We start from the raw sequence: 25,057 nt of genomic DNA, 5'->3' as shown, positions 1-25,057 counted from the left end.
CCAGGGCTGGGCGGCGAGCGTGGCGGTGGCGAGGCCTGCGGGCTGGCCGTGGCGGAAGGCCCAGTCGGCCACCTGCGCATCGAAGCCGGGCGGCGGGTCGGCGGGGGGCACGAGCTGGTCGGCCGCGTCGGTGACCAGCACGCGCGCATGGCCGCCGAAATGGGCCTGCACGGCGGCGGCGCCGAGCGCGACGACCTGGGTGCTTTCGAGTGCGGCGGAGAGTTCGCGCGTGAGCTCGAACAGCGAGCGCGCGCGGCGCTCGCGGCTGGTCGACACGCCGGCCGCGAAACGCAGCCCGGCCGTGAGCTGGCCCACCAGCAGGCCGACGCCGAGCATCACGGCGAAGGTCAGCAGGTACTGCACGTCGCTGACGGCGAAGGACAGACGCGGCGCGACGAAGAAGTAGTCGAAGGCCGCCACGTTGAGCATGGCCGCGAGCGCCGAAGGCCCGCGCCCGAAACGCATCGCCACGCCCACCACGCCGAGCAGGAACAGCATGACGATGTTGGACAGCTCCAGCACGCCCGTCAGCGGCGTGCACAGCAGCGTGAGCGCGATGCTGGTGGCAGCCGCCCACGCGTAGCCGGGCCAACGGGACTGCGCGCGCTCGTCGTCTTCGTCGTCGGCACGGGCTGTGGTGAACGGCGCCTGCGACAGGCGGCGCGCGCTGTCGGCGCGGCCGACTTCGAGGATGTCGAGCGCCGGTGCCCGCTGCGCCAGCGCGCGCGCCAGCGGCACCGTGGACGCACCCCACCAGCGCCGCCATCCGTGCACGGGCTCCGCGCGCCCGATGACCAGCGTCGCGCAATTGAGGCGCCGCGCCTGCTCGGACAGTTGCTCCGCCACGTCGGCGCCGGTGAGCACCGCCGTGGCCGCACCCAACTCTTCCGCCAGCTTGAGCACGGCAAGGATGCGATCACGCTGCGCCGCGTCGAGGCGCTGCAGCCGCGGCGTCTCGACATACGCGGCATGCCAACGCACGTTGAGCTGGCCCGCGAGCCGCGCCGCCGTGCGCACGGTCTGCGCCGCGCCCTCGTGCGGGCCGACGCAGGCCAGGATGGCGCCCGAGGTGTTCCAGGCCTGCAGCGCGGCGCCGCCCTGCCCGTTGCCGCCGGGGCCCGATTGCTCGACGCGCCAGCCGCGCACGTCGTCTTCGACGTGCTCGGCGGTGCGGCGCAGGGCGATCTCGCGCAGCGCGATCAGGTTGCCCTTGCGAAAGAAATTCTGTGCGGCGCGCTCGGCTTGCTGGGGCAGGTAGACCTTGCCGGCCGCGAGCCGCGCCGTGAGTTCGTCGGGCGTGACGTCGACCAGCACCACCTCGTCGGCTTCGTCGAGCACGGTGTCGGGCACGGTCTCGTGCACGCGCACGCCGGTGATGGCGCCGACGGTGCCGTTGAGGCTTTCCAGGTGCTGCACGTTGAGCGCCGACCACACCTCGATGCCCGCGGCCAGCAGCTCCTGCACGTCCTGCCAGCGCTTGGCGTGGCGCGAGCCGGGCGCGTTGGTGTGGGCCAGTTCGTCGACCAGCAGCACGGCGGGCTTGCGCGCGAGGGCGGCGTCGAGGTCGAACTCGGCGAGCGTGCGGCCACGGTAGGGCAGCTCGCGCAGCGGCAGCGTGTCGAGCCCCGCGAGCAGCGCGGCAGTTTCGCTGCGGCCGTGCGTTTCGACCACGCCGATGAGCACGTCGCGCCCGGCCTCGCGCTCGCGCCGCGCGGCGCTGAGCATGGCCCAGGTCTTGCCCACGCCGGCGCTGGCACCGAAGTAGATGCGCAGCTTGCCGCGCAGCGCGCGCGCCTCGTCGCTGCGCAGTTGCGCGAGCAGGGCGTCGGGGTCGGGGCGGGTCTCGGACATGGGAGCGCGCAGATTAGCGCATTGGTCCGTTCTTGCGCCGCCGCTCATGCCGGCGTGCGGTGCGCGACAGCACCCACCAGGCGAAGCCCAGCGGTACAAACAGCGCCGCCATGGCCAGCAGCACGTGCAGCAGGTCAGTGACCATGGCGCAGGCCGCAGCGCGTGAGGTGATCGCGCCAGCTCATGAGCCGGCCGATCTCGCCCGAGGGCACGCATTCGATGAGGCGGTGCAGCACCTCGGCGTAGCGCGCGGTCGGAAAGCGGATCATCAGGCGCACGCAGGGTGCGTCGCTTTCCTGCGAGCTGCAGGCATGCAGCAGCGGCTCGCAGCGCACCACGCCGGCTTCGGCGCAGGCCGCAATGCTGCGGCGCACGCGCAGCGCGTCCGCGCAGCAGACGGTGACATCGAGCACGTGGAATTGCGTCGTGCGCGGCGCGATTGGACTTCGCACCACGCTGGGGTGTTCACGGTAGGCGGCATAGGCCATGGTTGTTTTCTCCTCAACGCACCGTCGAAGAAGCCGAAGATTTCGAAGCATCGAGCGCCAGGTTCAGCGCCAGCACATTGACGCGCGACTCGCCCAGCACGCCCCACAGCGGCTTCTGGGTGTTCTGCACGACCAGCGCATTGACCTGGTCCAGCGCCATGCCGCGTTCGCGCGCCACGCGGGCGGCCTGGTAGTGCGCGGCGGCGGAGCTGATATCGGGGTCGAGGCCGCTGGCCGAGGCCGTGACGAGGTCCACGGGCACCGGCGCGGTGTCGCCCGGGTCGGCCGCGCGCAATGCCTCGACGCGCGCCTTCACCGCATCGGCCAGCGCGGGGTTGAGCGGGCCCTGGTTGGAGCCGCCCGAGGCGCTCGCGTTGTAGGGCTGCGGCGCGGTGGCCGACGGGCGGCCCCAGAAGTGCTTCGGGTCGCTGAAGTTCTGGCCGATGAGCGAGGAGCCGACGGGCTTGCCGTCGCGCACCACCAGGCTGCCCGCCGCTTGCGACGGGAACAGCGCCTGCGCGGCGCCGGTGACGGCCGCCGGGTAGATCAGGCCGGTGAGCGCGCTCAGCAGCGCGAAGAGCACGAGCGCGGGGCGAACGATGCCGCCGTTGTTGTTGGCGTTGGTGTTGTGGCTAGTCATGGTGAAGAACTCCTCAGACGAGATGGACGGCCACGAGCAGCCAGTCGATCAACTTGATGCCGATGAAAGGAACGAGCAGGCCGCCCAGGCCGTAGATGGCGAGGTTGCGGCGCAGCAGCGCGGCCGCGCCCACCGGCCGGTAGCGCACGCCCTTGAGCGCGAGCGGAATCAGGAACACGATGACGAGCGCGTTGAAGATCACCGCCGACAGAATGGCCGACGACGGGCTCGCGAGCCGCATCACGTTGAGCGCGCCGAGCTGCGGATACGTCGAGACGAAGATCGCCGGAATGATCGCGAAGTACTTCGCCACGTCGTTCGCGATCGAGAAGGTGGTGAGCGATCCGCGCGTCATCAAGAGCGCCTTGCCGGTCTCCACCACCTCGAGCAGCTTGGTCGGGTTGGAGTCGAGGTCGACCATGTTGCCGGCCTCCTTCGCGGCCTGCGTGCCGCTGCCCATGGCCACGGCCACGTCGGCCTGCGCGAGCGCGGGGGCGTCGTTGGTGCCGTCGCCGGTCATCGCGACCAGCCGGCCTTCGGCCTGGTACTTGCGGATCAGCGCGAGCTTGTCTTCGGGCGTGGCCTCGGCCAGGAAGTCGTCCACGCCAGCCTCGGCCGCGATGGCGGCGGCCGTGAGCTTGTTGTCGCCCGTGATCATCACGGTCTTGATGCCCATGCGGCGCAGCTCGGCAAAGCGGTCCTTGATGCCGGTCTTGACGATGTCCTTGAGCTCGACCACGCCGAGCACGCGGTTGCCTTCGGCCACGGCCAGCGGCGTGCTGCCGCGGCGTGCCGCTTCTTCGGCGGCGCGCAGCATCTCGGCCGGCATGGTGCCGCCGAACGATTCGACATGGCGGCGCACCGCATCGACCGCGCCCTTGCGCAGCACGATGGCGTCGGTGTCGAGGCTGTTGGGCGCGGCCGGCAGGTCGACGCCGCTCATGCGGGTCTGCGCGGTGAAGGGCACATAGCGCAGCACTTCGACAGAGGCGGCCTCCAGCCCGTCGCGGCGTGCCAGCTCGACGATGCTGCGGCCTTCGGGCGTTTCATCGGCCAGCGAGGCGAGCATGGCGGCGCGCGCGAGACGGCCCTTCGGCACGCCGGGCGCGGGCAGGAAGGCGCTGGCCTGGCGGTTGCCGTGCGTGATGGTGCCGGTCTTGTCGAGCAGCAGCACGTCGACGTCGCCGGCGGCTTCCACCGCGCGGCCCGAGGTGGCGATCACGTTGGCCTGCATCATGCGGCTCATGCCGGCCACGCCCACGGCCGAAAGCAGGCCGCCGATGGTGGTCGGAATCAGGCACACGAGCAGCGCGACCAGTGCGGTGAGCGACACCACGGTGCCCGCACCGGCGGCCTCGACGCTGAACACCGAGAACGGCAGGAGCGTGACGGTGACCATGAGGAACACGATCGTCAGTGCGACCAGCAGGATGGTCAGCGCGATCTCGTTCGGCGTCTTGTGGCGCTTGGCCGCTTCGACCATGCCGATCATGCGGTCCAGGAACGACTCGCCGGGGTTCACCGAGATGCGCACCACCAGCCAGTCGGACAGCACGCGGGTGCCGCCTGTGACGGCCGAGAAGTCACCGCCCGACTCGCGCACCACGGGCGCCGATTCGCCGGTGATGGCGCTTTCGTCGACCGAGGCCACGCCTTCGATGACTTCACCGTCGAGCGGGATCACGTCGCCGGCTTCCACCAGCACGACGTCACCCTTGCGCAGATTCGGTGCCTGCTCCGGCAGCCACGGCGCGCCGTGGTGCGGCTGTTGCTGGTCCTTCAGCTTCTTGGCCCAGGTGTCCTTGCGCAGGCCGCGCAGCGACGCTGCCTGCGCCTTGCTGCGGCCTTCGGCCAGTGCTTCGGCGAAGTTGGCGAACAGCACGGTGAACCACAGCCACACGGTCACGGCCAGCACAAAGGCGGGCTGCATGCCGGTGTCGCCCGGGAAGCTCAGCGCATGCACCCAGAGCAGCGTCGTGAGGATGCTCCCGATGTAGACGATGAACATCACCGGGTTGCGCCACTGGGTGCGCGGGTTCAGCTTGGCGAAGGCGCCCCACAGCGCGGGCTTCACGAGCGCTGCGTCGAACAGCGAAAGAGAGGTTTTGGTTTTGGCAGTCATGATGCGCTCCTTCTTATTTCCAGAGCACGAGGTGTTCGACGATCGGGCCCAGGGCCAGTGCCGGCACGTAGTTGAGCAGACCGACCAGCAGCACGGTGCCGATCAGCAGGAAGACGAACAGCGGGCCGTGCGTGGGCAGCGTGCCGCTGGTGACGGGCAGGCGCTTCTTGGCGGCCAGCGCGCCGGCAATGGCGAGCACCGGCACGATCATCGCGAAGCGGCCGAGCCACATCGCCAGGCCGAGCAGGCCGTTGTAGAACGGGGTGTTGGCCGACAGGCCCGCGAAGGCGCTGCCGTTGTTGTTGGCGGCCGAGGTCAGCGCATACAGCACCTCGGAGAAGCCGTGCGCGCCGGGGTTGGCAATGCCGACCTTGCCCGCGCCCGCGCTCACCGCCAGCGCCGTGCCCGCCAGCACCAACACCGGCGTGACCAGGATGGCGATGGAGATCAGCTTCATCTCGCGCACCTCGATCTTCTTGCCGAGGTACTCGGGCGTGCGGCCGATCATCAGGCCCGCGATGAACACCGCGAGCATGGCGAACACCAGCATGCCGTACAGGCCGCTGCCGACGCCGCCGAAGACGACCTCGCCCAGCTGCATCAGCACCAGGGGGACCATGCCGCCGATGGGCGTGAGCGAGTCGTGCATGGCGTTCACCGCGCCGCACGAGGCGGCGGTGGTCACGGCGGCGAAGAGGGCCGAGGCATCGATGCCGAAGCGCACTTCCTTGCCTTCCATGTTGCCGCCGCTTTGCAGTGCGCTCGCCATCTGGTCCACGCCCAGCGGGCCCAGCAGCGGGTTGCCGGCCTGCTCGGCGGGCGTGGCGACCAGCACCGCCACCACGAACAGCACCGTCATTGCCGCGAGCACGGCCCAGCCCTGGCGCAGGTCGCCGACCACGCGGCCGAAGGCAAAGCACAGCGCCGCCGGGATCAGGAAGATCGCCAGCATCTCCAGCAGGTTGCTGAACGCCGTCGGGTTCTCGTACGGATGCGCCGAGTTGGCGTTGAAGAAGCCGCCGCCGTTGGTGCCGAGCATCTTGATCGCTTCCTGCGAAGCGACCGGGCCCAGGGCCAGCGTCTGCGTCTGGGTGGTGGCGTCTTCCATCACGGGGGCGCCCTTGTCGTCCTTCAGCGGCTGGCCGTCGGGGCCGTTCTTCGGTTGCTGGAAGGCCGTGGCCTCGAGCGTCTGCACGCTCTTGTAGGCGTCGAAGTTCTGGATCACGCCCTGCCCCGCAAGGCACAGCGCGAGCACGAATGAAATCGGCACCAGCACCCACAGCGTGACGCGCGTCACGTCGGCCCAGAAGTTGCCGACCAGGCCCTTGCCGTCACGCCCTTCCCCGCGGCGCGCGAAGCCGCGCACCAGTGCGAAGGCGACCGCGATGCCGGTGGCGGCGGACAGGAAGTTCTGCACCGCCAGGCCGAGCATCTGCGTGAGATAGCTCATGGTCGACTCGCCGCCGTAGCCCTGCCAGTTGGTGTTGGCGACGAAGCTCACCGCCGTGTTGAAGGCCGAGTCGGGCGACACCGCGCCCATGCCGGCCGGATTGAACGGCAGCCCGCCCTGCAGGCGCTGCAGGGCATACAGAAAGATCGCGCCGATGGCGTTGAACGCGAGCAGCGCCAGCGCGTAGCGCAGCCAGTGCATCGACTGCTCGGGCTTCGTGCCCGCGAGTCGGTACAGCGGTGCTTCGATGCGCTGCATCCAGCGCGGCACGCGCTCGCCGCACAGCGCGGCCAGCAGCTTGCCCAGCGGCCAGGCCAGCACGAGCAGTGCGCCGAGAAAAAGGGCCAACAAGACCCAGGCCGAGGTTTCCATGTCAGAACTCCTCGGCGCAGATCAGCGCGAACACCAGGTACGCGAACAGGACCACGGCGACCAGCACGCCGAAGCCATACAGGACTTCGAGGCCGATCACGATGCGTCTCCCTGCGTGCGCGTTGCATCAACGCCCGCGTGCGGCTTCTGCGGCCCCTCGAGCCGGTTCAGCCCGACGACCATGGCCGCCACCACGACCCACAGCGCCAGCAAGGCGCCCATCCAGACGATGTCCATTCATCACTCCTGCAAACAAGATGAAAGGAGTCTCGGCAGGCGTGCGTAAAACCGGGGGAAAGAGTGGGTGGGGGGGCGTAAAGAAAGCGTAAAAACGCGGCGGCGGAAGGCTCAGCGAACCATCCACCGCCCGTCGTCACGCCGGCTGACGAAGTAGCCGCCGCGGGCAACGCGCGGGTCGTCGATCGATTTTTCGTTGACGATGTCCATCTCGGCGCGCGCGATCAGCCAGGTGCCGCCCTGCTTGCCGTTGGACCATTGGAAGCGATGGAACCGCGCATCGGAGCCGATGTAGAAGGTGTGCTGCAGCGGCGACGCGCCGTAGTTGCGGAACGCGGAGACGGGAATCTGCTGCGTCTCGCGGGCGCTGCCGCATCCTGCTATGACGAGAAGCATCGCGACCGCGAGGGTGCGAAAGGTCAGCGCCATCTTCGCAGCGCCTGTGTCAGAGCGTGCGCTCGAGCTGCCACGCCTGGTACTTCAGGCTGACCACCGCACCGACCACGATGCCCGCGATCGCCGGCAGGCTCGCGATGCTCAGCGTCGACAGCGCACTCAGGCCCTGCCCGATGGTGCAGCCCATGGCCGTGACGCCACCGATGCCCATGAGCACCGCGCCCGTCGCGTGGTGGGCAAGATCACCGGTGCCGGCAAAACCTTCCCAGCGGAACTCGCGCGACCACAGCGCATGCAGTGCGGCGCCCACCACCACGCCGGCCACCGACACGACGCCGAGCGTGAGCCGCTTGTTGGCGTCGCTGTAGAACATGAGCCAGTCGAGCGCGTAGGCCACCGGCGTGACGAAGCTCAGGGCTTCGGCGCGGCCGGAGTTGGTGGCGAGGAACACGTGCTCGAGCGTGAGCGGATGCTCCTCGACGACCGCCCAATGACCGCTGAGCCACCATGCACCGACGACCAATGCGCCGATGAGCATGCCGCCGACAAGGCTGCGCACGTCGCGCGTCTCGCGGCCCCAGGCGGCCCACACGAGCAGCGCGCCGCCGAGCACGAGGCCGAGCGCCAGGCGCAGCGACGATGCGTTCAGTTGGAAAGAGGCAGCCAGTACCTCGGGCAGCGACGCGTTCACCGCGAGGTCCACATGCACCGCATCGACGGTCGCAACACGCAACACCGCGGTGATGCCCTTCAGCGTGGCGAAGGCCGACACGCCCATGAGCACCAGCACCACCAGCGCCTTGAGGTTGCCGCCGCCCAGGCGCACCAGCGTCTTGTTGCCGCAGCCCGACGACAGCACCATGCCGACGCCGAACAGCAGGCCGCCGACCAGCGCCGAGAGCCAGAGGATCTGGTGCGAGGCATACAGAGTGCGGTCGGCATCGACGAGCCCCGCGGACACCAACGCCGAGAAGCCGATGAGCGCAACGCCGCCGGCCGCAGCCCACTGCTTCACGCGGGTCCAGTCGCCGAGCGCCACCACGTCGCTGATCGCGCCCATGGTGCAAAAGCGCGTGGCGCGCGCGACGGCGCCGAACACCGCCGACAGCACGAAGGCCGCCACGAGCGCGAGCGTGGTGAGAAGGGAAACCTGCGCGATGGACATGCCCCGATTCTAGGGAGCGCCCCACATGCGGGGCGCTCGATTCAGGCCAGGCCGGGGTTCGGTGCGATGTTCTTCAGCACGGGTTCGTCGAGCCGGCGCGTGGTCACCACCTTGCGCGACTTCAGCCACGGCTCGATGACTTCCCACACCGGCTTGTTGCCGGCGGTGCGCGCTTCTTCGCTCACGGGCGCCCAGCCCGCGACCTTGTAGCTGCGGCTGGCGTCGATGGGCTTGCCGCCCAGGCGCATGTCCTGGATGCGCTGGCCCATGGCGGCCGTCGGGTCGCAGGTGTACTGCAGCCCGCCCACGCGCACCATGTCGCCGCCCTGCTGGTAGTAGGGGTCGGGGTTGAAGAGGTTGTCGCACACGTCTTCGAGCACGGTCTTCAGCGTCTCGCCGGTCATCTGCGTGACGGTCGCGTACGAATACGTGGTGGCCGTCATGTCCATCAGCCACTCGCGCGTGATCGCCTGGCCGGGCAGCAGCGAGGTGCCCCAGCGGAAGCCGGGCGAGAAGGCGATGGGCGCGTCCTGCACTTCCATGAGCGCGTCGAGCAGCAGCTGGTCGCCGGTGCCGTTGAAGTTACCGCGCCGGTACAGCGCGCCGTCGGTGTGGGCGAGGGTTTCCGCAAGCTTGGCCTCGTAGGGCGCGCGCACGCGGGTGATGAGCGCGTCCATCTCCTTGTCGGCCGGAATCAGGTCGGAGAACACGGGCAGCAGGCGGTAGCGGAAGTCGCTCACCTTCTTGCCCTTGACGTCGAAGTCGATCACGCCGAGGAACTTGCCGTTGGAGCCGCCGTTGACCACGATGGTCTTGCCGCCCGCGTTGCTCACGAGCGTGGGCATGGGCGTGCCGTCGTGCGTGTGACCGCCAAGGATGGCGTCGATGCCGGTGACGCGGCTGGCCATCTTGAGGTCGACGTCCATGCCGTTGTGCGACAGCACCACCACCACCTGCGCGCCCTTGCCGCGCGCCTCGTTCACCACGCGCTGCAGGTTGTCGTCCTGGATGCCGAAGGTCCAGTCGGCCACCATGTAGCGCGGGTTGGCGATCGGCGTGTAGGGGAAGGCCTGGCCGATGATGGCGCACGGCACGCCGTTGATCTCGCGCATCACGTAGGGCTTGAACACCGGGTCGCCGAAGTCGGCGGTCTTGACGTTCTGCGCGACGAACTCGACCTTGCCCGCAAAGTCTTTCTCGATGATCTGCTGCACCCGCGCCATGCCGTAGGTGAACTCCCAGTGCCCGGTCATCACGTCGACGCCGAGCAGCTTGCAGGCGTCGACCATGTCCTGTGCGTCGGTCCATAGCGAGGTGGCCGAACCCTGCCAGGTGTCGCCGCCGTCGAGCAGCAGCGCGCCGGGGCGGCTGGCCTTGAGCTGCTTGACCAGCGTGGCCAGGTGCGCGAAGCCGCCCACCTTGCCGTAGCGCTGCGCGGCGTTGTCGAAGTCGAGGTAGGTGAGCGCATGCGCCATGCGCGTGCCGGGCTTCACGCCGGCAGCCTTGAGCAAATGCTCGCCCACGAGGTGCGGCACTTTGCCGCGCATGGGGCCGATGCCGATGTTGACGCCCGGTTCGCGGAAGTACAGCGGCTTGAGCTGCGCGTGGCAGTCGGTCATGTGCAGCATCGACACGTTGCCGAAGGCCGGCACGGTGTACATGCCGTCGAGGCCGGCAGCCACGCTGCTGCCGTGGCGGCCCAGGCCCAGTCCGGCGACAGCGCCGGCACCGAGCATCTGGACGAACTCGCGCTTGGAAAGGTTCATGAAGAAGGAAGCCGGACGCTCAGCGGTTGACGGGAGACTGGGGGTCGAGCAGCAAGCCCATCACGTCGCGGATCTGCTTCTCGTTGAGGATGCCGGAATGGCCGACGCGCGGCATGTTCGAGCAGGCGTTGTAGGCGCGCGCGTTCCACAGCTTGCCCCAGGTGTATTCGACGATGGGCTTGGCCGCGGCGCTCGCCGGGTCGCTCACGCCGCGCAGCTTGCCGTAGTGGTACAGGCTCGGGCCGAGCGTGCCGAAGGAGATTTCTTCCTTCGACATCTGGTGGCAGTTGTAGCAATTGCCGCCGTTGGCGGCATTGGCCGCATCGGTCCATGTGAGGCCGCGGCCGTTCTGCGCAATCTTCTCGCCCTCGCGCCAGTCGCCGACGAACTTGCCATCAGAAGGCCAGCGCACGGTCTTCATGTTGGCGGCCTCGATCTCCTTGGTGCGCTGGTCGTCCAGCGGCTTGCCGCTGGCCTCGGCTTCGCTGCACGCGAGATTGGCCGGGTCTTGCACGAGGCGGTCGACCTTGGCGATGCCCTGGTCGCGGAAGGAACGCTGCAGCGCGTCGGCGGTGAGCTTGTCGAGCTCGGCGGCGCTGTCGACCGACGCGCAACCGAACACGGTGAGCGCGCAGGCCACGGCGGCCAGGCCGAAGAAATGATCAGACTTCATGGCGTGCTCCTTCAGCGCTTGATGCCGGGCGCGGTGGTCTTGCCGCCCTTGCCGTTGACGCCCATGTACACGGCCAGCGCCACGGTCACGTCGCTGGCGTAGCCCGGGTACGGAAAGCGCTGCTGGCGGAAGCAGTCGTTGAGCCGGCGCTGCATGCCCCACAGCTCGCCCGACGACACGCGGTACGCCGGCCAGGCGCCGAAGCCTTCGCCGGCGCCGGGGTTCTTCGTGAGGTTGGGCAGGTCTTGCAGGCGAATGCGCTTGCCGTCGGCGCCGTGGCAGGTGGCGCAGGCAAAGTCGTGCGGGCCGGCGCGCAGGAAGAACAGGCGCTTGCCCACTTCATAGGCGCGGCGTTCGCTGGCGTGCGACTGCGGCAGGTTCAGCGGCAGGCCTTTCGACTCTGCCGAGATCCATGCCACCAGCCCTTCGAGGTTCTTCTGCTCGCCCTGGCCGAACGGCGTCTTGGCGATGGCGGCGGCATCGAAGCCCTGCAGGGTTTCCATGCAGGTGAGCAAACGCGACTCCATGTCCTGCACGCGGCCGGTGTCGGGAAAGTAGCGCGGCAGTTCGGCGAACGCGCCCTTCACCACGCCCGGGCCCTTGCCGAGGTCGCACTTCTCCATCGACGCGGCCTTGGGACCGCGCTTCTGTTTCCAGAGGTCTTCGCCCTTGGCCTCGAACAGTTCGGCGGGGTTGCCGTCCTGCAGCAGCGCGCGGTACTCGGCGATGCCTTCGGCCGTGGTCTTCTGCGCCGCGGCGGGCAGCGCGATGCTGCCGGCCAGCACCAGCAGGCTCAGGCATGTGGTTGTCCTCATGGGGCCGCCTTTTTTTCTCGTGGGGAACACAGCACGCGAGCGATCGCCCGCGTGGCGGGAGGAAGCGTCAGCTGACGGTGGCTTCGTCGGTGCGGGTGTCGCCGCGGTTGTCCTTCCAGGTCACGGCGATCTTGTCGCCGGCCTTTGCGCCCTTCAGCGTGAACTGCATGAAGGGGTTCTTCGACACCGCCGGGCCCCAGTCGGCCGTGAGCACGGTCTTGCCGTTGAGCGAGGCCGTGACCTCCTGGATGAACCAGGCGGGAATCGTCTTGCCGGCGGCGTCCTTGCGCTGGCCGGTTTCCATTTCGTGCGCCATGAGGATGCGCACGGTCGTCTTGTCGCCCGCGGCCTGGGCGCGGATGCGCATGGGATCTGCCATGGTGGTCTCCTTCTTCTCGTCGTGTTTTTTTGGAATGAAGCCGTCGCTCAGCCGCCGCAGCCGCCGAGCGTGACCTTGACTTCCTTCTTGGCGAAGAGCGCCTTGCCGTCGTTCATGACCGCGATCGCGTACACGTCGGACGACTGGCCCAGCTTGGCGCGCGTGGTGAAGTTCGACTCGACAAACTCCGAGGTGTTGAAGATCGCGACCACGGCGTTCGGATTCTTCTCGACCAGCAGCATGAGCTGCTTCACGCCGGGCAAGGCGGTGGCCACGCTGAGCGGCACCACGGCGCCGTTCTCGGCGATGTCGGGGCCGGTGATGGTGACGTCCTTGCTCTCGGTGGGCGCGCCGGTGACACCGACGGCCTTGAGCGCGTCGGCCACGCTCTTGGCGTCGAAGGCGTCTTTGGAGTACGCGAACGCGGTGGCGGGGAGCCATCCGGCGGTGGCCGCCAGGCCTGCGAGGGCGGCGGACTGCGTGAGCATCTGTCTGCGGTTTTTCATGGGGTTGTCTCCTGTCGAATCATGGTCCGGCGCTGTCGGCGAGCCAGCGTGCGATGGCCTTGGCATCATCGTCGCCGAGGGTCTGCGGCGGCATCGGGATCGCCCCCCAGACACCGGTGCTGCCTGCCTTGATCTTCTGCAGCAGGTGGTCGGTCTGGCCGGGGTACTTTTTCGCGATGTCCGAGAAGGCGGGGCCGACGAGCTTCTGCGTCATGCCGTGGCAGGCGGTGCAGCTGTTCTTCTCGAGCAGCGCCACGGGCACCTTCGGTGCTGCTGCAGTGGGTGCGCTGGTCTTCACGGCGGCGGGCGCCGCGGTGGCGATGCCGCGCTGCGCGCCCACCAGCCGGTTCTGGTCGGCGAGGTTGCCGTGGCTGCCGCGCGCATGCGGCGGCAGTTGCGCGACCGACGACGCCGCCGGCACGCAGTCGCGCATGCAGGCCACGGCCGACACATCGGGCTTGGCGGCGCGGCCGAGTTCGTTGCCGGGCCACATCGCGTGCGCGGTGGTGCCGCCGTTGCGGTTGGGCATGCGGGCCTGCACCTCGCGGATGTTCTTGTCGGACAGCGTGAAGTCGTCGGGCACGATGCCGCCGAGGTTCAGCATGTAGGCAGTGACGGCATACACATCGTCCGGCGTCAGCGACTTGGGCTGGTTCCACGGCATGGCGCGGTACACGTAGTCCCACACGGTCGACAGGCTCGTGACCTTCATCAGCGTGGTGCGGCCCGGGAACGCCGGGTCTTTCAGGCGCGCGACGTGGCCGCTCTTGATGTCTTCCACCGTGGTGCCGCCGACGATCGGGCTGAACACCTGGTTCGATTCGCCGAACACGCCGTGGCACGAGGCGCACTTGCCTTCCCACAGGTCCTGTCCGCGCGTGACGGAGCCCGAGCCGGGCGGCAGGCCCTTGAAGTCGGGGCGCACGTCGATGTCCCACGCGGCCACTTCCTTGGGCGTGGCGTCGCGGCCGATGCCGGCGTAGCCTGCCGTCTTGGGCTGTGCCCATGCGGCAGCGCCAACGCCGCAGGCGAGTGCAAGAACGAGCAGTGCGCGGCTAGGAAAGCTGGACATTCGCCACCTCCCCGTTCGCCTGCACCTGCCACGACTGGATGGCGTTGTTGTGATAGATCGAGCGCGTGCCGCGCACCGCGCGCAGCTGCTTGTAGCTGGGCTGCACGTAGCCGGTGTCGTCCATCGCGCGGCTCTGGATGATCGCGGGCTTGCCGTCCCACACCCAGTCGATGTTGAAGCGCGTGAGGCACTTCGAGAGCACGGGCGATTCGAGCCGCGCGGTGCGCCAGTTGCGCCCGCCGTCCACGCTCACGTCCACGCGCTTCACCTGGCCGCGGCCCGACCATGCGAGGCCGGTGATGTTGTAGAAGCCCTTGTCGAGCAGCATCTGGCCACCCGAGGGCGTGGTCACGACGCTCTTGCATTCCTGGATGCTGGTGTACTGGCGGTGCTGGCCGTCGGGCATCAGGTCGACGTAGTGCACGGTCTCGTCCTTGGCGCCGTAGGGCTGGTCGCCGAGTTCGATGCGGCGCAGGTACTTGACCCAGCTCACGCCCTGCACGCCGGGCACCACGAGCCGCAGCGGGTAGCCCTGCTCGGGCCGCAGCATCTCGCCGTTCTGGCCGTAGGCCACGAGCACCTCGCCGGAGCGGATGAGGCTCATGGGAATGGTGCGCGTCATGGACGAACCATCGGCGCCTTCGGCCAGCACGAAGCGCTCGCCCTTCAGGTCGGCGCCCGCCATCTCGAGCAGCGTGATCAGCGGCACGCCGGTGAACTCGCTGCACGACAGCATGCCATGCGTGTACTGGGCCGTCGGCACCGCGACGTTGCCCCATTCCATGCCGGTGTTGGCGCCGCACTCGATGAAGTGAAAGCGCGACACCGACGGCAGCCGCATGAGCTCGTCGAGCGTGAAGACCTTCGGCGTCTTCACCATGCCGTTGACCATCAGCCGGTGCTTCGACGGATCGATGTCCCACCAACCCTGGTGGTGCCGCTCGAAGTGCAGGCCGCTGGGCGTGACGATGCCGAACAGCGACTGCAGCGGCGCGAACGACACCGAGGCCTGCGCGGTCGGCGTGAGCCCCGGGCTCTGGCGGCGCTGCACATTGGCTTCGTATCTGGAAGGCTTGCCGTAGCCGTCGGTGACCACCGGCTGGCCGAGGCCCGTGCTGTGCGCGGGCAGATTCAATATGGCGGGGTCGCCATCGCCCACGGCGGTGCGCGTTTGCGCAAGCGCGGACGACGTTGCTGCGGTGCCTGCAACGGCTGCTGCGAAGGCGTTGCGGATGAAGTCGCGTCGCCCCTTGCCGGCTTCGGCGAAGACGGCACGCACGCCCTGCGCGTCGAGAAAGTTCTCGGGTGCCTTGCGCACCTGCCCGGTCTGCTGGATGCTGCCGCTCATGGCGTCGCGTCCGTGCGCCTTACTTGGCGCCGCCCAACACCCAGGCGGCCAGCGCCTTGGCATCGGCCTCGCTCATCGCAGGCTGCGCGGGCATGGGCACGGCGCCCCACTTGCCGGTGCTGCCCTTCTGGATGCTCGCGGTGAGCACAGCGAGCGCATCGGCCTGGCCGGTGTACTTCTTCGCGACGTCGAGGTAGGCGGGGCCGACCAGCTTCTTGTCGACCGCATGGCAGGCGAGGCAGGCGTTCTTCTGGGCCAGCTCCTTGTTCGCAAGGGCCGGTGTCGACAGCAGCAGAGTGGTGACAGCAACGGCGAGCGACGGCAACAGCAACTTCAAATCGGTCTCCTTGAAACGCGCCCCGAAGCGGCTGGTTTCATCATTAAATAAGTAAATCGTTATGTATTGATTTTAGGGACGATCGTGCACAAGGGAAGGGCTTTGCTCTTGGGGGAAACCCGTTCGGTTTCTCCATGCATAACGTCAACTGCGGACGGCGGTGCGCGCGTGCTGCAGGCGTGCTTCGAGGTAGGCGCCGTAGAAATCCGAATCGCCGCCGGTCAATCGTTCGGCGACCTCGCGGCCGTTGCGGCCGAAGAAGAGCACGGTCGGCGCGACGCTGACTTTCCACGCCTTGATGAGCGCGTCGTGCGTGCGCGTGGCGCCGTCGAAGTCGCGCACGGTGCGCGCGTCGCGAAAGTCGATCTGCACCACGGGCAGGCCCGCCGCGAGTTCGGGCATGAGGTAGTTCTCGCGCACGATCTTGCAGAAGGGACAGCCCTGCAGGCTGGCCATGACGACCAATGGTTGCGAGCGGGCCAGTGCCGCAGCGAGCGTGCCCGACAGCGAGACGGGTGCGGGCAATTGCTGCACATCGGCCGCATGCACGGCCATCGGCGCGACGCACCACGCAGCAAGGCCCGCGACGAGCTGCCGGCGCGTGCGGTCGCCGCTCATCGCGCCTCCTGCTCCAGCAGCAGGTAGGTGTTGTAGGCGTTCATGCGGTTGGCCACCTTGAACAGCGGCCAGGCCTCGAAGCGTGACCAGTCGGTGGCGGCGTAGGCCTCGTCGAAGGGCGTCATTTCGGTCGCGGCCTTCTGCATCGCGCCGCGCAGGAAGACGAGGTAGTCGCGCGTCTGCCGCAGGTCTTGCGCCGGGTCGTCCGACGCGGGGCCGTGGCCCGGCACGATGGTGCGCGCGTCGAGTGCGAGCAGCGCGTCGAGCGACGTGATCCAGTGCCGGCTGTCGGCCGAGCCCACGTAGGGCGTGCGGTTGCGGAACACGATGTCGCCGGTGAACAGCACCTTCTGCTGCGGCAAGAAGATGGCGAGGTCTTCGGGCGTATGCGCGGGCCCGGCGGGCTGGATCACGAAGCGCGTGCCGCCGATGGTCAGCTCGGTGCGGCCATCGATCCACACGTCGGCCGGCACCAGCCGCGTGCGCTCGTCGATCCACGGCGCGAGCTCCTGGCGCGAGGCCTCGAGCCGCAGCCGTGCGGTGTCGGACGTGAGGTAGGTCTTGCCCCGCGTGTGCGCCACGATCTGCGCGCCCAGTGCCTTGAACACCTGCAGACCGTAGATGTGGTCGGCGTGGTAGTGCGTGAGGATGACGTGGCTGATCGGCTTGGGCGTGAGCTTGCGGATCTCGGCCACCATGCGCTCGGCAACGGTGGGCGAGCCGAGCGCGTCGATCATCACGACGCTGTCGCGCGTGATGACGAAGCCGGCGTTCGAGATGAAGTTCTGGTTCTCCTTCGAGCCCAGCGCGGGGATGCCCTGCACGTAGTAGATGTCGGGCGCCACCGGCAGTGGGCGGATCTCGGGAGCGGCGAACGCGGCACTGGCGCTCAACCAGAGCGCAGCGCACATCAACAGCGCCTTCGCGCGAACGGCGGTGGGCCGGCACGGGAACATCGTGGGTCGTCTCCTGCGGGCTCGGCGGCGAGGGCCGCGGGCTTGCCCGGCTGTAAATATAAGCAGAAGATGATATTTTGCGGGCAACGACAACAGCCAGAGGGTTTCCCCATGAGACACGCATTCATCGCCTTCCTGCTCACCATGGTCGCCACGTTCGCGGGCGCACAGGAGACCAAGGTGGTCTACCACGTGAACACCGGCGTGGAGAACAGCGCAGCCATCCTCGCGAACATCACGAACCACCTGAACGCAGAGCCGAAGGCGAAGATCGTCGTGGTCACGCACGGCCCCGGCATCGACTTCCTGCTGACCGACGCGAAGGACAGCAAGGGCCGCGAGTTCAGCGGCCCGGTGAGCGCGCTGGCGGGGCGCGGCGTGGAGTTCAAGGTGTGCAACAACACGCTCACCACGCGCAACATCGACGCGGGCAAGCTGCTGATGGAAACCAAGATCGTGCCCTCGGGCGTGGCCGAGGTGGCGCGGCTGCAGGCAAAGGAAGGCTACGTCTACCTGAAGCCCTGAACGCAGCGCTGAAGAGAAGAAGCCGGCTGACGCCGGCCTTCTTCTCTTCTACTTATTCCTGCTCGATGGCGATCTGCACGCAGATGCTGCGGCACAGCGCCACGACGGTTTCGTTCGCGATGCTGTAGTAGATGCTCACGCCGTCGCGGCGTCGTGCGAGCACGCCCGCCTGGTAGAGCGTGTTCAGGTGCTGCGACATGTTGGGCTGCGTGGTGTCGATCTGCGCGAGCAGCTCGCTCACGTTCTTCTCGCCGTTGCACAGCAGGCTCACGATCTTCAGCCGCATGGGCGCGGCCATGGCCCGGAACAGGTCGGCGGCAATGTCGAAGACCTCGTCCTCGGTGACAGCCGAGGACTTCTTTCGGGGTTTGGTGGCCATGCTGAATAGGTTCATGCGCAGGTCGCAATGTACATCGGCGCCTGGCGCGGCGAGCGATGCCCCGGCGGCCGTATGGCGATTGCGCAGCGGCGCCGCGTCACAAACGCGACGGGCTGCCCGTCTTCGGGATGCGGGGATGTCCCCGCGCCACCACCCGGAGCACCCCGCATGCACGCGCTGCAAAAGATAGCCCTGCCCTATCGAGGCCATTGCCACGTCGTTCTCGACATCGTTCCGACGCGATCCAATAATCAAAGTACTTTCTTTGATAAAAGAGCAGGTTGCGTATGAACAAACAATCCAGGACCTGGCTCGGCGCCGGTCTCACGGTCGCGGTGCTGGGCGCGGCGGGCTACGGGCTCGTGGCGAAATTCCAGCCGGCCCATGCACAGGGCGGCGCCATGCCGCCGGCCAAGGTGGCGGTGGCCCCCGCGCGGCAGACCGAGATGGCGCGCTTTCTCAGCGGCATCGGCACGCTGGAGGCCAACCGGCAGGTCGAGGTGCCGGCCGAGGTGGAGGGACGGGTCGCGAAGATCCTGTTCACGCCGGGCGCGCAGGTGCGTGCCGGCCAGCTGCTGGTGCAGCTCAACGACGCGCCCGAGCAGGGCGACCTCGAACGGCTGCGCGCCCAGCAGGCCAATGCTCGGGCCCTGCTCGAACGCACGCGCCGCCTGCTGCCGCAGCAGGCCGCCACGCAGGAGCAGATGGAGCAGGCGCAGGCCGCGTTCGACCAGGCCAGCGGCGAGCTGCGGCGCGTGCAGGCGCTCATCGAACAGAAGCACATCAAGGCGCCGTTCGACGGCGTGCTGGGCATCCGCAAGGTCAACCTCGGCCAGTTCGTGCGCGCCGGCGATGCGCTGGTGTCGCTCACCGACAGCCGCACGCTGTTCGCCAACCTCACGCTGCCCGAGACCGCACTGCCCGCGCTCAAACGCAACCAGGCGGTGGCCCTCGCGGTCGATGCCTACCCGGGCCGCGTGTTCCCCGCCAAGCTCAGCGCCATCGAACCGATGATCGGCAGCGACACGCGCACCGTGCGCTTGCAGGCCACGGTCGACAACGCCGACGGCGCGCTCACGCCCGGCATGTACGTCAACGGCAAGGTCGCGTTGCCCACGCGCGCCGACGCCATCGCCGTGCCTGAAACCGCCATCACCTACAGCACGCACGGCGACTCGGTGTTCGTGGTGCGCGCCGGTGAAAAGGGCGACGGCTACTCCGTGCAGCAGGTGTTCGTGAAGACCGGCGAACGGCAGGACGGCCTGGTCGTGGTCGAGCAGGGCCTGAAGGCCGGCGAGCAGGTCGTCACCTCGGGCCAGCTGCGCCTGTACAACGGCGCCGCCGTGGCCCCGGCCGCGAAGGACACGCTGGCCCTCACGGAGCCGAAGTCATGAAGTTCACCGACCTCTTCGTGCGCCGGCCCGTGCTGGCGCTGGTGGTGAGCACGCTCATTCTTCTGCTCGGCGCCCGCGCGCTGGGCGACCTGCCGGTGCGCCAGTACCCGCTGACTGAAAGCACCACGCTCACCATCACCACGCAGTACCCCGGCGCTTCGCCGGAGCTGATGCAGGGCTTCGTCACGCAGCCCATTGCGCAGGCGGTGGCGACCATCGAGAACGTCGACTACCTTTCGTCGTCGTCCACGCTCGGGCGCAGCGTGATCAGCGTGCGCATGAAGCTCAACGCCGATGCCAACCAAGCGCTCACGCAGGCGATGGCGCAGGTGAGCCAGGTCAAGTACCGGCTGCCGGCCGAGGCTTTCGACCCGGTGATCCTCAAGTCGGCGGGCGAGGCCACGGCGGTGGCGTACGTGGGCTTCTCGAGCAAGACCATGCCCGTGCCGCAGCTCACCGATTACCTCTCGCGCGTGGTGCAGCCGCAGTTCGCATCGATCGAAGGCGTCTCGGGCGTCGAGGTGTCGGGCGGGCAGACGCTGGCGATGCGCGTGTGGCTCGACGCCAACCGCATGGCCGCGCGCGGCATCTCGGCCGGCGAGCTGGCCGATGCGCTGCGCCAGAACAACGTGCAGGCCGCGCCTGGGCAGGTGAAGGGCCTGTACGTGGTGTCGAACATCCGCGTGAACACCGACCTGGTGAACGTGGCCGAGTTCCGCGACATGGTCATCAAGCGCGACGGCGAGGCCATCGTGCGGCTGGGCGACGTGGCCACGGTGGAACTCGGTGCGGCCAGCGCCGACAGCAGCGCGACGATGGACGGCGACAAGGCCATCTACCTCGGCCTGCAGGCGGCACCCAACGGCAACCCGCTGGTGATCGTGAAGCGCATCCGCGACCTGCTGCCCGGCATCAAGCAGAACCTGCCGCCGGGCGTGGAGGTGCAGCTGCCTTTCGAGCTCGCGCGCTTCATCGAGGCCTCGATCGACGAGGTGCAGAAGACGCTGCTCGAAGCCATCGCCATCGTGGTGCTGGTGATCTTCCTGTGCCTGGGCTCGCTGCGCGCGGTGCTCATTCCGGTGGTGACGATTCCGCTGTCGATGCTGGGTGCGGCGGCGCTGATGCTGCTGTTCGGCTTCAGCATCAACCTGCTCACGCTGCTGGCGATGGTGCTGGCCATCGGCCTGGTGGTGGACGACGCCATCGTGGTGGTGGAGAACGTGCACCGCCACATCGAAGAGGGCAAGTCGCGCGTGCAGGCCGCGTTGATCGGCGCACGCGAAGTGGCCGGCCCGGTGATCGCGATGACGCTCACGCTGGCCGCGGTGTACGCGCCCATCGGCCTCATGGGCGGGCTCACGGGCTCGCTGTTCAAGGAGTTCGCCTTCACGCTGGCAGGCGCGGTGGTGGTGTCGGGCGTGATCGCGCTCACGCTGTCGCCGGTGATGAGCTCGTTCCTGTTGCCGCAGGACGCTACAGCGGGCCGCATGGCGCGCTATGCGGAGTCGTTCTTTCACAAGCTCGCTTCGGCCTACGGGCGGCTGCTCGACGTGTCGCTGCACCACCGCTGGGTCACGGGCGTGCTGGCGGCGGTCGTGCTCGTGAGCCTGCCCTTTCTGTACAACGCGGCGCAGCGCGAGCTGGCGCCCGGCGAAGACCAGGCGATGGTGATGACCGTCATCAAGTCGCCGCAACACGCCAACATCGACTACGTCGAGAAGTTCGGCCAGAAATGGGACGAGGTGCTGGCCGCGCTGCCCGAGAACACCGGCCGCTGGCTCATCAACGGCTCGGACGGCGTGTCCAACAGCATCGGCGGCGTGCAGCTGTCCGACTGGAAAGATCGCGAGCGCAACGCCGACCAGGTCCAGGCCGACGTGCAGGGCGGCATGAACGAGGTCGAGGGCAGCAGCGTGTTCGCCTTTCAGCTGCCGTCGCTTCCCGGTTCGACCGGTGGGCTTCCGGTGCAGATGGTGATCCGCAGCGCGGGCGACCACGCCACCGTGTTCGAGGCGATGGAAACGCTGAAGAAGGCGGCGCGCGAGAGCGGCAAGTTCGCCGTGGTCGACAGCGACCTGGAGTTCAACAACCCCGTGACCGAAGTGCGCGTGGACCGCGCCAAGGCCAACAGCATGGGCGTGACCATGAAGGCCATCGGCGACACGCTGGCGGTGCTGGTGGGCGAGAACTACGTCAACCGCTTCGGCATGGACGGCCGCTCGTACGACGTGATTCCGCAGTCGCCGCGCGACCAGCGGCTCACGGCCGAGGCGCTCGCGCGCTACTTCGTGAAGAGCGCGAGCGGCCAGCCCGTGCCGCTGGCCAACCTGGTGACGCTGTCGACCAGCGTGGGCCCCAACAAGCTCACGCAGTTCAACCAGCTCAATGCCTCGACCTTCCAGGCGATTCCGATGCCGGGCGTGACCATGGGCGACGCGGTGGCGTTCCTCAGCGAAGAGGCGAAGAAGCTGCCGGCCGGCTTCAGCTACGACTGGCAGTCGGACGCGCGCCAGTTCACGCAGGAAGGCTCGGCGCTGGTGATGGCCTTCGTGTTCGCGATCGTGGTGATCTACCTGGTGCTCGCCGCGCAGTACGAGAGCCTGCGCGACCCGCTGATCATCCTGATCAGCGTGCCGATGTCGATCTGCGGTGCGCTGGTGCCGCTGGCGCTGGGCTTTGCCACCATCAACATCTACACGCAGATCGGGCTGGTGACGCTCATCGGGCTCATCAGCAAGCACGGCATCCTGATGGTGGAGTTCGCCAACGAGATCCAGGAGCGCCAGAACCTGGACCGCCGCGCCGCCATCGAGCAGGCCGCGCGCATCCGGCTGCGCCCGATTCTGATGACGACGGCCGCGATGGTGGTGGGCCTGGTGCCGCTGCTGTTCGCGAGCGGTGCGGGCGCCAACAGCCGCTTCAGCATCGGCCTGGTGATCGTGGTCGGCATGCTGGTGGGCACGCTGTTCACGCTGTTCGTGCTGCCCACCATGTACACGCTGCTGGCGCGCGACCACCGCACGGTGGGCCGCTCGGCGCGCACCGCCGAACTCGAGGCGCTGGTGGCGCGCGAGCCCACCGGCGACCGCCTGACGACACCGGGAGCATGACCATGACACGAAGACTCTTCTCTTACGCCGCGCCGTTCGCCCTCAGCGTGCTGGTGCTGGCCGGTTGCGCGGTCGGGCCGAAGTACGCCGCGCCGAACGATGCGCCGGTGGCCATCGCCGCCCCCGAGCGCGCGCTGTTCGCGCCCGACGCGGTGCAGCGCGACTGGTGGCGCCAGCTCGACGACCCGCAGCTCGATGCGCTCATCGAACGCGCGCTGGCCGGCAACCACGACATCCGCATCGCGCAAGCCCGGCTGCTCGAAGCCCGTGCGATGCAGACCGAGGCCGAACTCGACCGCCTGCCCGTGGTGACGCTGGGCGCCAGCAAGACGCGCAGCATCGCCCAAGGCAATGGCGTGCCGGCCGATGCGCGCACGCTGGCGCAAAGCAGCCGCGCGGGCTTCGACGCCGGTTGGGAGATCGACCTCTTCGGCCGCCTGCAACGGCTGGACGAAGCCGCCACCGCGCGCGCCCAGGCCAGCGCGGCCGACCTTGAACAGGTGCGCATCGTGGCCGTGGCCGAACTGGCGCGCAACTACTACGAGATGCGCGGCGCCGAGCAGCGCCTGGCCGTGACCCAGCGCACGCTCGACAGCCTGCGCCAGAGCCTGCGCGTGACCGAGGCGCAGGTGCAGACCGGCCGCGGCCTCGAAGGCGACCTGGCGAGCGCGCAGGCCAACCTGGCCAGCACCGAGAGCCAGCTGCCCGCATTCGAGACCGCGCGCCGACAGGCCGCGTACCGCGTCGCCGTGCTCGCGGGCCTGCGCCCGGCCGAGCTGGTGCCCATGCTGCAGCCGCAAGCGCTGCGCGTGCTCGACAAGCGCCTGCCCATCGGCGACCTCGGCGAACTGCTGCGCCGCCGGCCCGACGTGCTGCGCGCCGAGCGCGGCCTGGCGGCCAGCACCGCCGATGTGGGCGCGGCCACGGCTGAGCTGTATCCGCGTGTCGACATCGGCGGTTTTCTGGGGTTCATCGCGCTGCGGGGGAGCGACCTGGGCAGTTCGTCGAGCCGCGCCTTCAGCGTCACGCCCGGCGTGAGTTGGCCCGGCCTGCGGCTGGGCTCGGTCAAGGCCCGCCTGCGCGGTGCCGAAGCGCGTGCCGAGGGCGAACGCGCCGCCTATGAACTGACGGTGCTGCGCGCCATCGAGGACGTGGAGAACGCCCTCACCGGCTACGGCCAGAACCAGCTGCGCCTGCAGCGGCTGCTGGAGGCCTCGGCCCGCAGCGGCCGTGCCGCCGAGCTGGCCCAGGTGCGCTACCGCGAAGGCGCCGCGCCCTACCTGAGCGTGCTCGACGCGCAGCGCACCCTGCTGCGCGCACAGGACGCCGTGGCCGAGGCCGAAACGGCCTCGTTCACCAGCCTCGTGGCGCTTTACAAAGCACTGGGCGGGGGGTGGCAAGCGCCCACCGAAGCGCCCACGGATGCGAGGGGAGGCCCAACCACCTGACAATGACACTGTTTTCTCTCCCCACGACCGAAGTTGCCATGTCCGCCCCCGATGCCACCAAGCCCACCTGGATGCCGCACCAGCCGGCAGACCGCATCCTGTCCACGCTGAAGACCCGCGGCGCGCTCGGCATTCCCGACATCGCCAAGGTGCTGAACGTGACGGTCGAGGCGGTGCGCCAGCAGATGTCCAAGCTCGAGACCGAAGGGCTGGTGGACGCCGAGAGCCGCTCCAGCGGGCGCGGCCGTCCGACCCAGATCTGGCGGCTCACCGGCGAGGGCCACCGGCGCTTTCCCGACACGCACGCCGAGATGACGGTGCAGATGATCAGCGCCGTGATCAGCGTGTTCGGCGAAAAGGGCATGGACCAGCTCATCGGCGCGCGCGAAGCCACCATGCGCGCCACCTACACCGAGGCCATGCGCGGCGCGCGCAACCTCGAGACCCGGCTCGAGCGGCTCGCGGACATCCGCAGCCGCGAGGGCTACATGGCCGAGTACCGGGCCGAGGGCGACGGCTTTCTCTTCATCGAGAACCACTGCCCCATCTGCACCGCGGCGCAGGCCTGCACCGGCTTTTGCCGCAGCGAGCTGCAGCTCTTCGACGAGGTGCTGGGGCCCGAGGCCGACGTGAGCCGTGTCGAGCACGTGCTTGCGGGCGCGCGACGCTGCGCGTACCGCGTCGTGCCCAAGGCACGCGCCTGAAGCGCCGAAGCACCATCTTGTTTTTATCCACCAACTAGAAAGAAAGACCCCCATGGAACACACCCTTCCCCCGCTGCCGTACGCCATCGACGCACTGGCCCCCGAGTACTCGCAGGAAACGCTCGAGTTCCACCACGGCAAGCACCACAACGCCTATGTGGTGAACCTGAACAACCTGCAAAAGGGCACCGAGTTCGAAGCGATGACGCTCGAAGAGATCATCAAGAAGTCCAGCGGCGGCATCTACAACAACGCCGCCCAGATCTGGAACCACACCTTCTTCTGGAACTGCATGAAGCCGCAAGG

The 25,057-nt window shown here is 68.6% G+C and carries 26 protein-coding genes and 1 pseudogene; 6 read left to right on the top strand and 21 right to left on the bottom strand.

All coding sequences use genetic code 11. The features are described 5' to 3' along the window. The 20 genes from AAG801_RS23470 to AAG801_RS23375 all read right to left on the bottom strand — a co-directional run. Positions 1 to 1,851, bottom strand: a 1,851-nt coding sequence (locus AAG801_RS23470) for a DUF4118 domain-containing protein (protein WP_341890528.1), incomplete at its 3' end; no start/stop codon positions are given. A gap of 13 nt (positions 1,852 to 1,864) precedes the next feature. Further along, on the bottom strand, positions 1,865 to 1,996 hold the full coding sequence (locus AAG801_RS23465) for a hypothetical protein (protein WP_260685230.1): 132 nt from the start codon (positions 1,994 to 1,996) through the stop codon (positions 1,865 to 1,867). Then, complete coding sequence (locus AAG801_RS23460) at positions 1,986 to 2,339, bottom strand: hypothetical protein (protein WP_099793683.1); 354 nt, start codon at positions 2,337 to 2,339, stop codon at positions 1,986 to 1,988. Before AAG801_RS23460 ends, AAG801_RS23465 begins: the two co-directional genes overlap by 11 nt. A 13-nt stretch (positions 2,340 to 2,352) precedes the next feature. Then, positions 2,353 to 2,979: a potassium-transporting ATPase subunit KdpC gene (gene kdpC, locus AAG801_RS23455; RefSeq protein WP_341890527.1), complete on the bottom strand. Its 627-nt coding sequence runs from the start codon at positions 2,977 to 2,979 to the stop codon at positions 2,353 to 2,355. 13 nt (positions 2,980 to 2,992) lie between these two features. Further along, positions 2,993 to 5,101: a potassium-transporting ATPase subunit KdpB gene (kdpB, locus tag AAG801_RS23450; protein WP_341890526.1), complete on the bottom strand. Its 2,109-nt coding sequence runs from the start codon at positions 5,099 to 5,101 to the stop codon at positions 2,993 to 2,995. A 13-nt stretch (positions 5,102 to 5,114) separates the two neighbouring features. Next, positions 5,115 to 6,923 (bottom strand): potassium-transporting ATPase subunit KdpA, encoded by a 1,809-nt coding sequence (gene kdpA, locus AAG801_RS23445; protein WP_341890525.1) that lies wholly within the window; start codon positions 6,921 to 6,923, stop codon positions 5,115 to 5,117. Between the two features lies 1 nt (position 6,924). Continuing rightward, positions 6,925 to 7,023: a K(+)-transporting ATPase subunit F gene (gene kdpF, locus AAG801_RS23440; protein WP_341890524.1), complete on the bottom strand. Its 99-nt coding sequence runs from the start codon at positions 7,021 to 7,023 to the stop codon at positions 6,925 to 6,927. Then, positions 7,020 to 7,160 (bottom strand): hypothetical protein, encoded by a 141-nt coding sequence (locus AAG801_RS23435; protein WP_341890523.1) that lies wholly within the window; start codon positions 7,158 to 7,160, stop codon positions 7,020 to 7,022. Before AAG801_RS23435 ends, kdpF begins: the two co-directional genes overlap by 4 nt. 111 nt (positions 7,161 to 7,271) lie before the next feature. After that, positions 7,272 to 7,589: a hypothetical protein gene (locus AAG801_RS23430; RefSeq protein ID WP_341890522.1), complete on the bottom strand. Its 318-nt coding sequence runs from the start codon at positions 7,587 to 7,589 to the stop codon at positions 7,272 to 7,274. A 16-nt stretch (positions 7,590 to 7,605) separates the two neighbouring features. Beyond that, the gene (locus AAG801_RS23425; protein WP_341890521.1) at positions 7,606 to 8,721 is read right to left on the bottom strand and encodes a YeeE/YedE family protein; all 1,116 of its coding nucleotides are present in this window, start codon (positions 8,719 to 8,721) and stop codon (positions 7,606 to 7,608) included. A gap of 41 nt (positions 8,722 to 8,762) precedes the next feature. Beyond that, positions 8,763 to 10,487 carry a thiosulfohydrolase SoxB gene (gene soxB / locus AAG801_RS23420; protein WP_341890520.1) on the bottom strand — a complete coding sequence of 575 codons (1,725 nt, stop codon included), beginning with the start codon at positions 10,485 to 10,487 and terminating at the stop codon, positions 8,763 to 8,765. Positions 10,488 to 10,506: 19 nt separating this feature from the next. Beyond that, positions 10,507 to 11,160: a sulfur oxidation c-type cytochrome SoxX gene (gene soxX, locus AAG801_RS23415; RefSeq protein WP_341890519.1), complete on the bottom strand. Its 654-nt coding sequence runs from the start codon at positions 11,158 to 11,160 to the stop codon at positions 10,507 to 10,509. A gap of 11 nt (positions 11,161 to 11,171) precedes the next feature. Beyond that, positions 11,172 to 11,975: a sulfur oxidation c-type cytochrome SoxA gene (gene soxA / locus AAG801_RS23410; protein WP_101491416.1), complete on the bottom strand. Its 804-nt coding sequence runs from the start codon at positions 11,973 to 11,975 to the stop codon at positions 11,172 to 11,174. A gap of 67 nt (positions 11,976 to 12,042) precedes the next feature. Next, on the bottom strand, positions 12,043 to 12,354 hold the full coding sequence (soxZ, locus tag AAG801_RS23405) for a thiosulfate oxidation carrier complex protein SoxZ (RefSeq protein WP_172438442.1): 312 nt from the start codon (positions 12,352 to 12,354) through the stop codon (positions 12,043 to 12,045). A 47-nt stretch (positions 12,355 to 12,401) separates the two neighbouring features. Next, positions 12,402 to 12,860: a thiosulfate oxidation carrier protein SoxY gene (gene soxY, locus AAG801_RS23400; RefSeq protein WP_095950317.1), complete on the bottom strand. Its 459-nt coding sequence runs from the start codon at positions 12,858 to 12,860 to the stop codon at positions 12,402 to 12,404. A 19-nt stretch (positions 12,861 to 12,879) separates the two neighbouring features. Next, positions 12,880 to 13,932 carry a c-type cytochrome gene (locus tag AAG801_RS23395; RefSeq protein ID WP_341890518.1) on the bottom strand — a complete coding sequence of 351 codons (1,053 nt, stop codon included), beginning with the start codon at positions 13,930 to 13,932 and terminating at the stop codon, positions 12,880 to 12,882. Further along, entirely contained in the window at positions 13,916 to 15,280 is a 1,365-nt protein-coding gene (gene soxC, locus AAG801_RS23390; protein ID WP_341890517.1) for a sulfite dehydrogenase, read from the bottom strand. The genes AAG801_RS23395 and soxC overlap by 17 nt, the downstream gene beginning before the upstream one ends. 19 nt (positions 15,281 to 15,299) lie before the next feature. Then, positions 15,300 to 15,608 (bottom strand): c-type cytochrome, encoded by a 309-nt coding sequence (locus tag AAG801_RS23385; RefSeq protein WP_099797269.1) that lies wholly within the window; start codon positions 15,606 to 15,608, stop codon positions 15,300 to 15,302. Between the two features lie 153 nt (positions 15,609 to 15,761). Further along, positions 15,762 to 16,235 (bottom strand): hypothetical protein, encoded by a 474-nt coding sequence (locus AAG801_RS23380; RefSeq protein ID WP_341890516.1) that lies wholly within the window; start codon positions 16,233 to 16,235, stop codon positions 15,762 to 15,764. After that, on the bottom strand, positions 16,232 to 17,146 hold the full coding sequence (locus AAG801_RS23375) for an MBL fold metallo-hydrolase (RefSeq protein ID WP_341890515.1): 915 nt from the start codon (positions 17,144 to 17,146) through the stop codon (positions 16,232 to 16,234). Before AAG801_RS23375 ends, AAG801_RS23380 begins: the two co-directional genes overlap by 4 nt. A 156-nt stretch (positions 17,147 to 17,302) precedes the next feature. On the opposite strand from AAG801_RS23375, the gene AAG801_RS23370 reads away from it, so the two are divergent. After that, on the top strand, positions 17,303 to 17,716 hold the full coding sequence (locus AAG801_RS23370; RefSeq protein ID WP_341890514.1) for a DsrE family protein: 414 nt from the start codon (positions 17,303 to 17,305) through the stop codon (positions 17,714 to 17,716). Between the two features lie 52 nt (positions 17,717 to 17,768). Here AAG801_RS23370 and AAG801_RS23365 read toward each other — a convergent pair whose 3' ends face one another. Continuing rightward, positions 17,769 to 18,095 (bottom strand): metalloregulator ArsR/SmtB family transcription factor, encoded by a 327-nt coding sequence (locus AAG801_RS23365; RefSeq protein WP_099793711.1) that lies wholly within the window; start codon positions 18,093 to 18,095, stop codon positions 17,769 to 17,771. 287 nt (positions 18,096 to 18,382) lie between these two features. On the opposite strand from AAG801_RS23365, the gene AAG801_RS23360 reads away from it, so the two are divergent. The 5 genes and pseudogenes from AAG801_RS23360 to AAG801_RS23340 form a co-directional block, all read left to right on the top strand. Then, the gene (locus tag AAG801_RS23360) at positions 18,383 to 19,489 is read left to right on the top strand and encodes an efflux RND transporter periplasmic adaptor subunit (RefSeq protein WP_341890513.1); all 1,107 of its coding nucleotides are present in this window, start codon (positions 18,383 to 18,385) and stop codon (positions 19,487 to 19,489) included. Then, entirely contained in the window at positions 19,486 to 22,599 is a 3,114-nt protein-coding gene (locus AAG801_RS23355; RefSeq protein WP_341890512.1) for a MexW/MexI family multidrug efflux RND transporter permease subunit, read from the top strand. Before AAG801_RS23360 ends, AAG801_RS23355 begins: the two co-directional genes overlap by 4 nt. Continuing rightward, on the top strand, positions 22,596 to 24,047 hold the full coding sequence (locus tag AAG801_RS23350; RefSeq protein WP_341890511.1) for a TolC family protein: 1,452 nt from the start codon (positions 22,596 to 22,598) through the stop codon (positions 24,045 to 24,047). Before AAG801_RS23355 ends, AAG801_RS23350 begins: the two co-directional genes overlap by 4 nt. 38 nt (positions 24,048 to 24,085) lie before the next feature. Continuing rightward, positions 24,086 to 24,751, top strand: a complete 666-nt coding sequence (locus AAG801_RS23345; RefSeq protein ID WP_101491899.1) for a metalloregulator ArsR/SmtB family transcription factor — start codon at positions 24,086 to 24,088, stop codon at positions 24,749 to 24,751. A 52-nt stretch (positions 24,752 to 24,803) separates the two neighbouring features. Next, positions 24,804 to 25,057 (top strand): annotated as a pseudogene (locus tag AAG801_RS23340) (superoxide dismutase [Fe]); the annotation flags it as partial.

This window comes from Variovorax sp. YR752, assembly GCF_943372545.1.
Note: the sequence above shows the minus strand (reverse complement) of the source record. Positions and strands in the feature narration are given on the sequence as shown.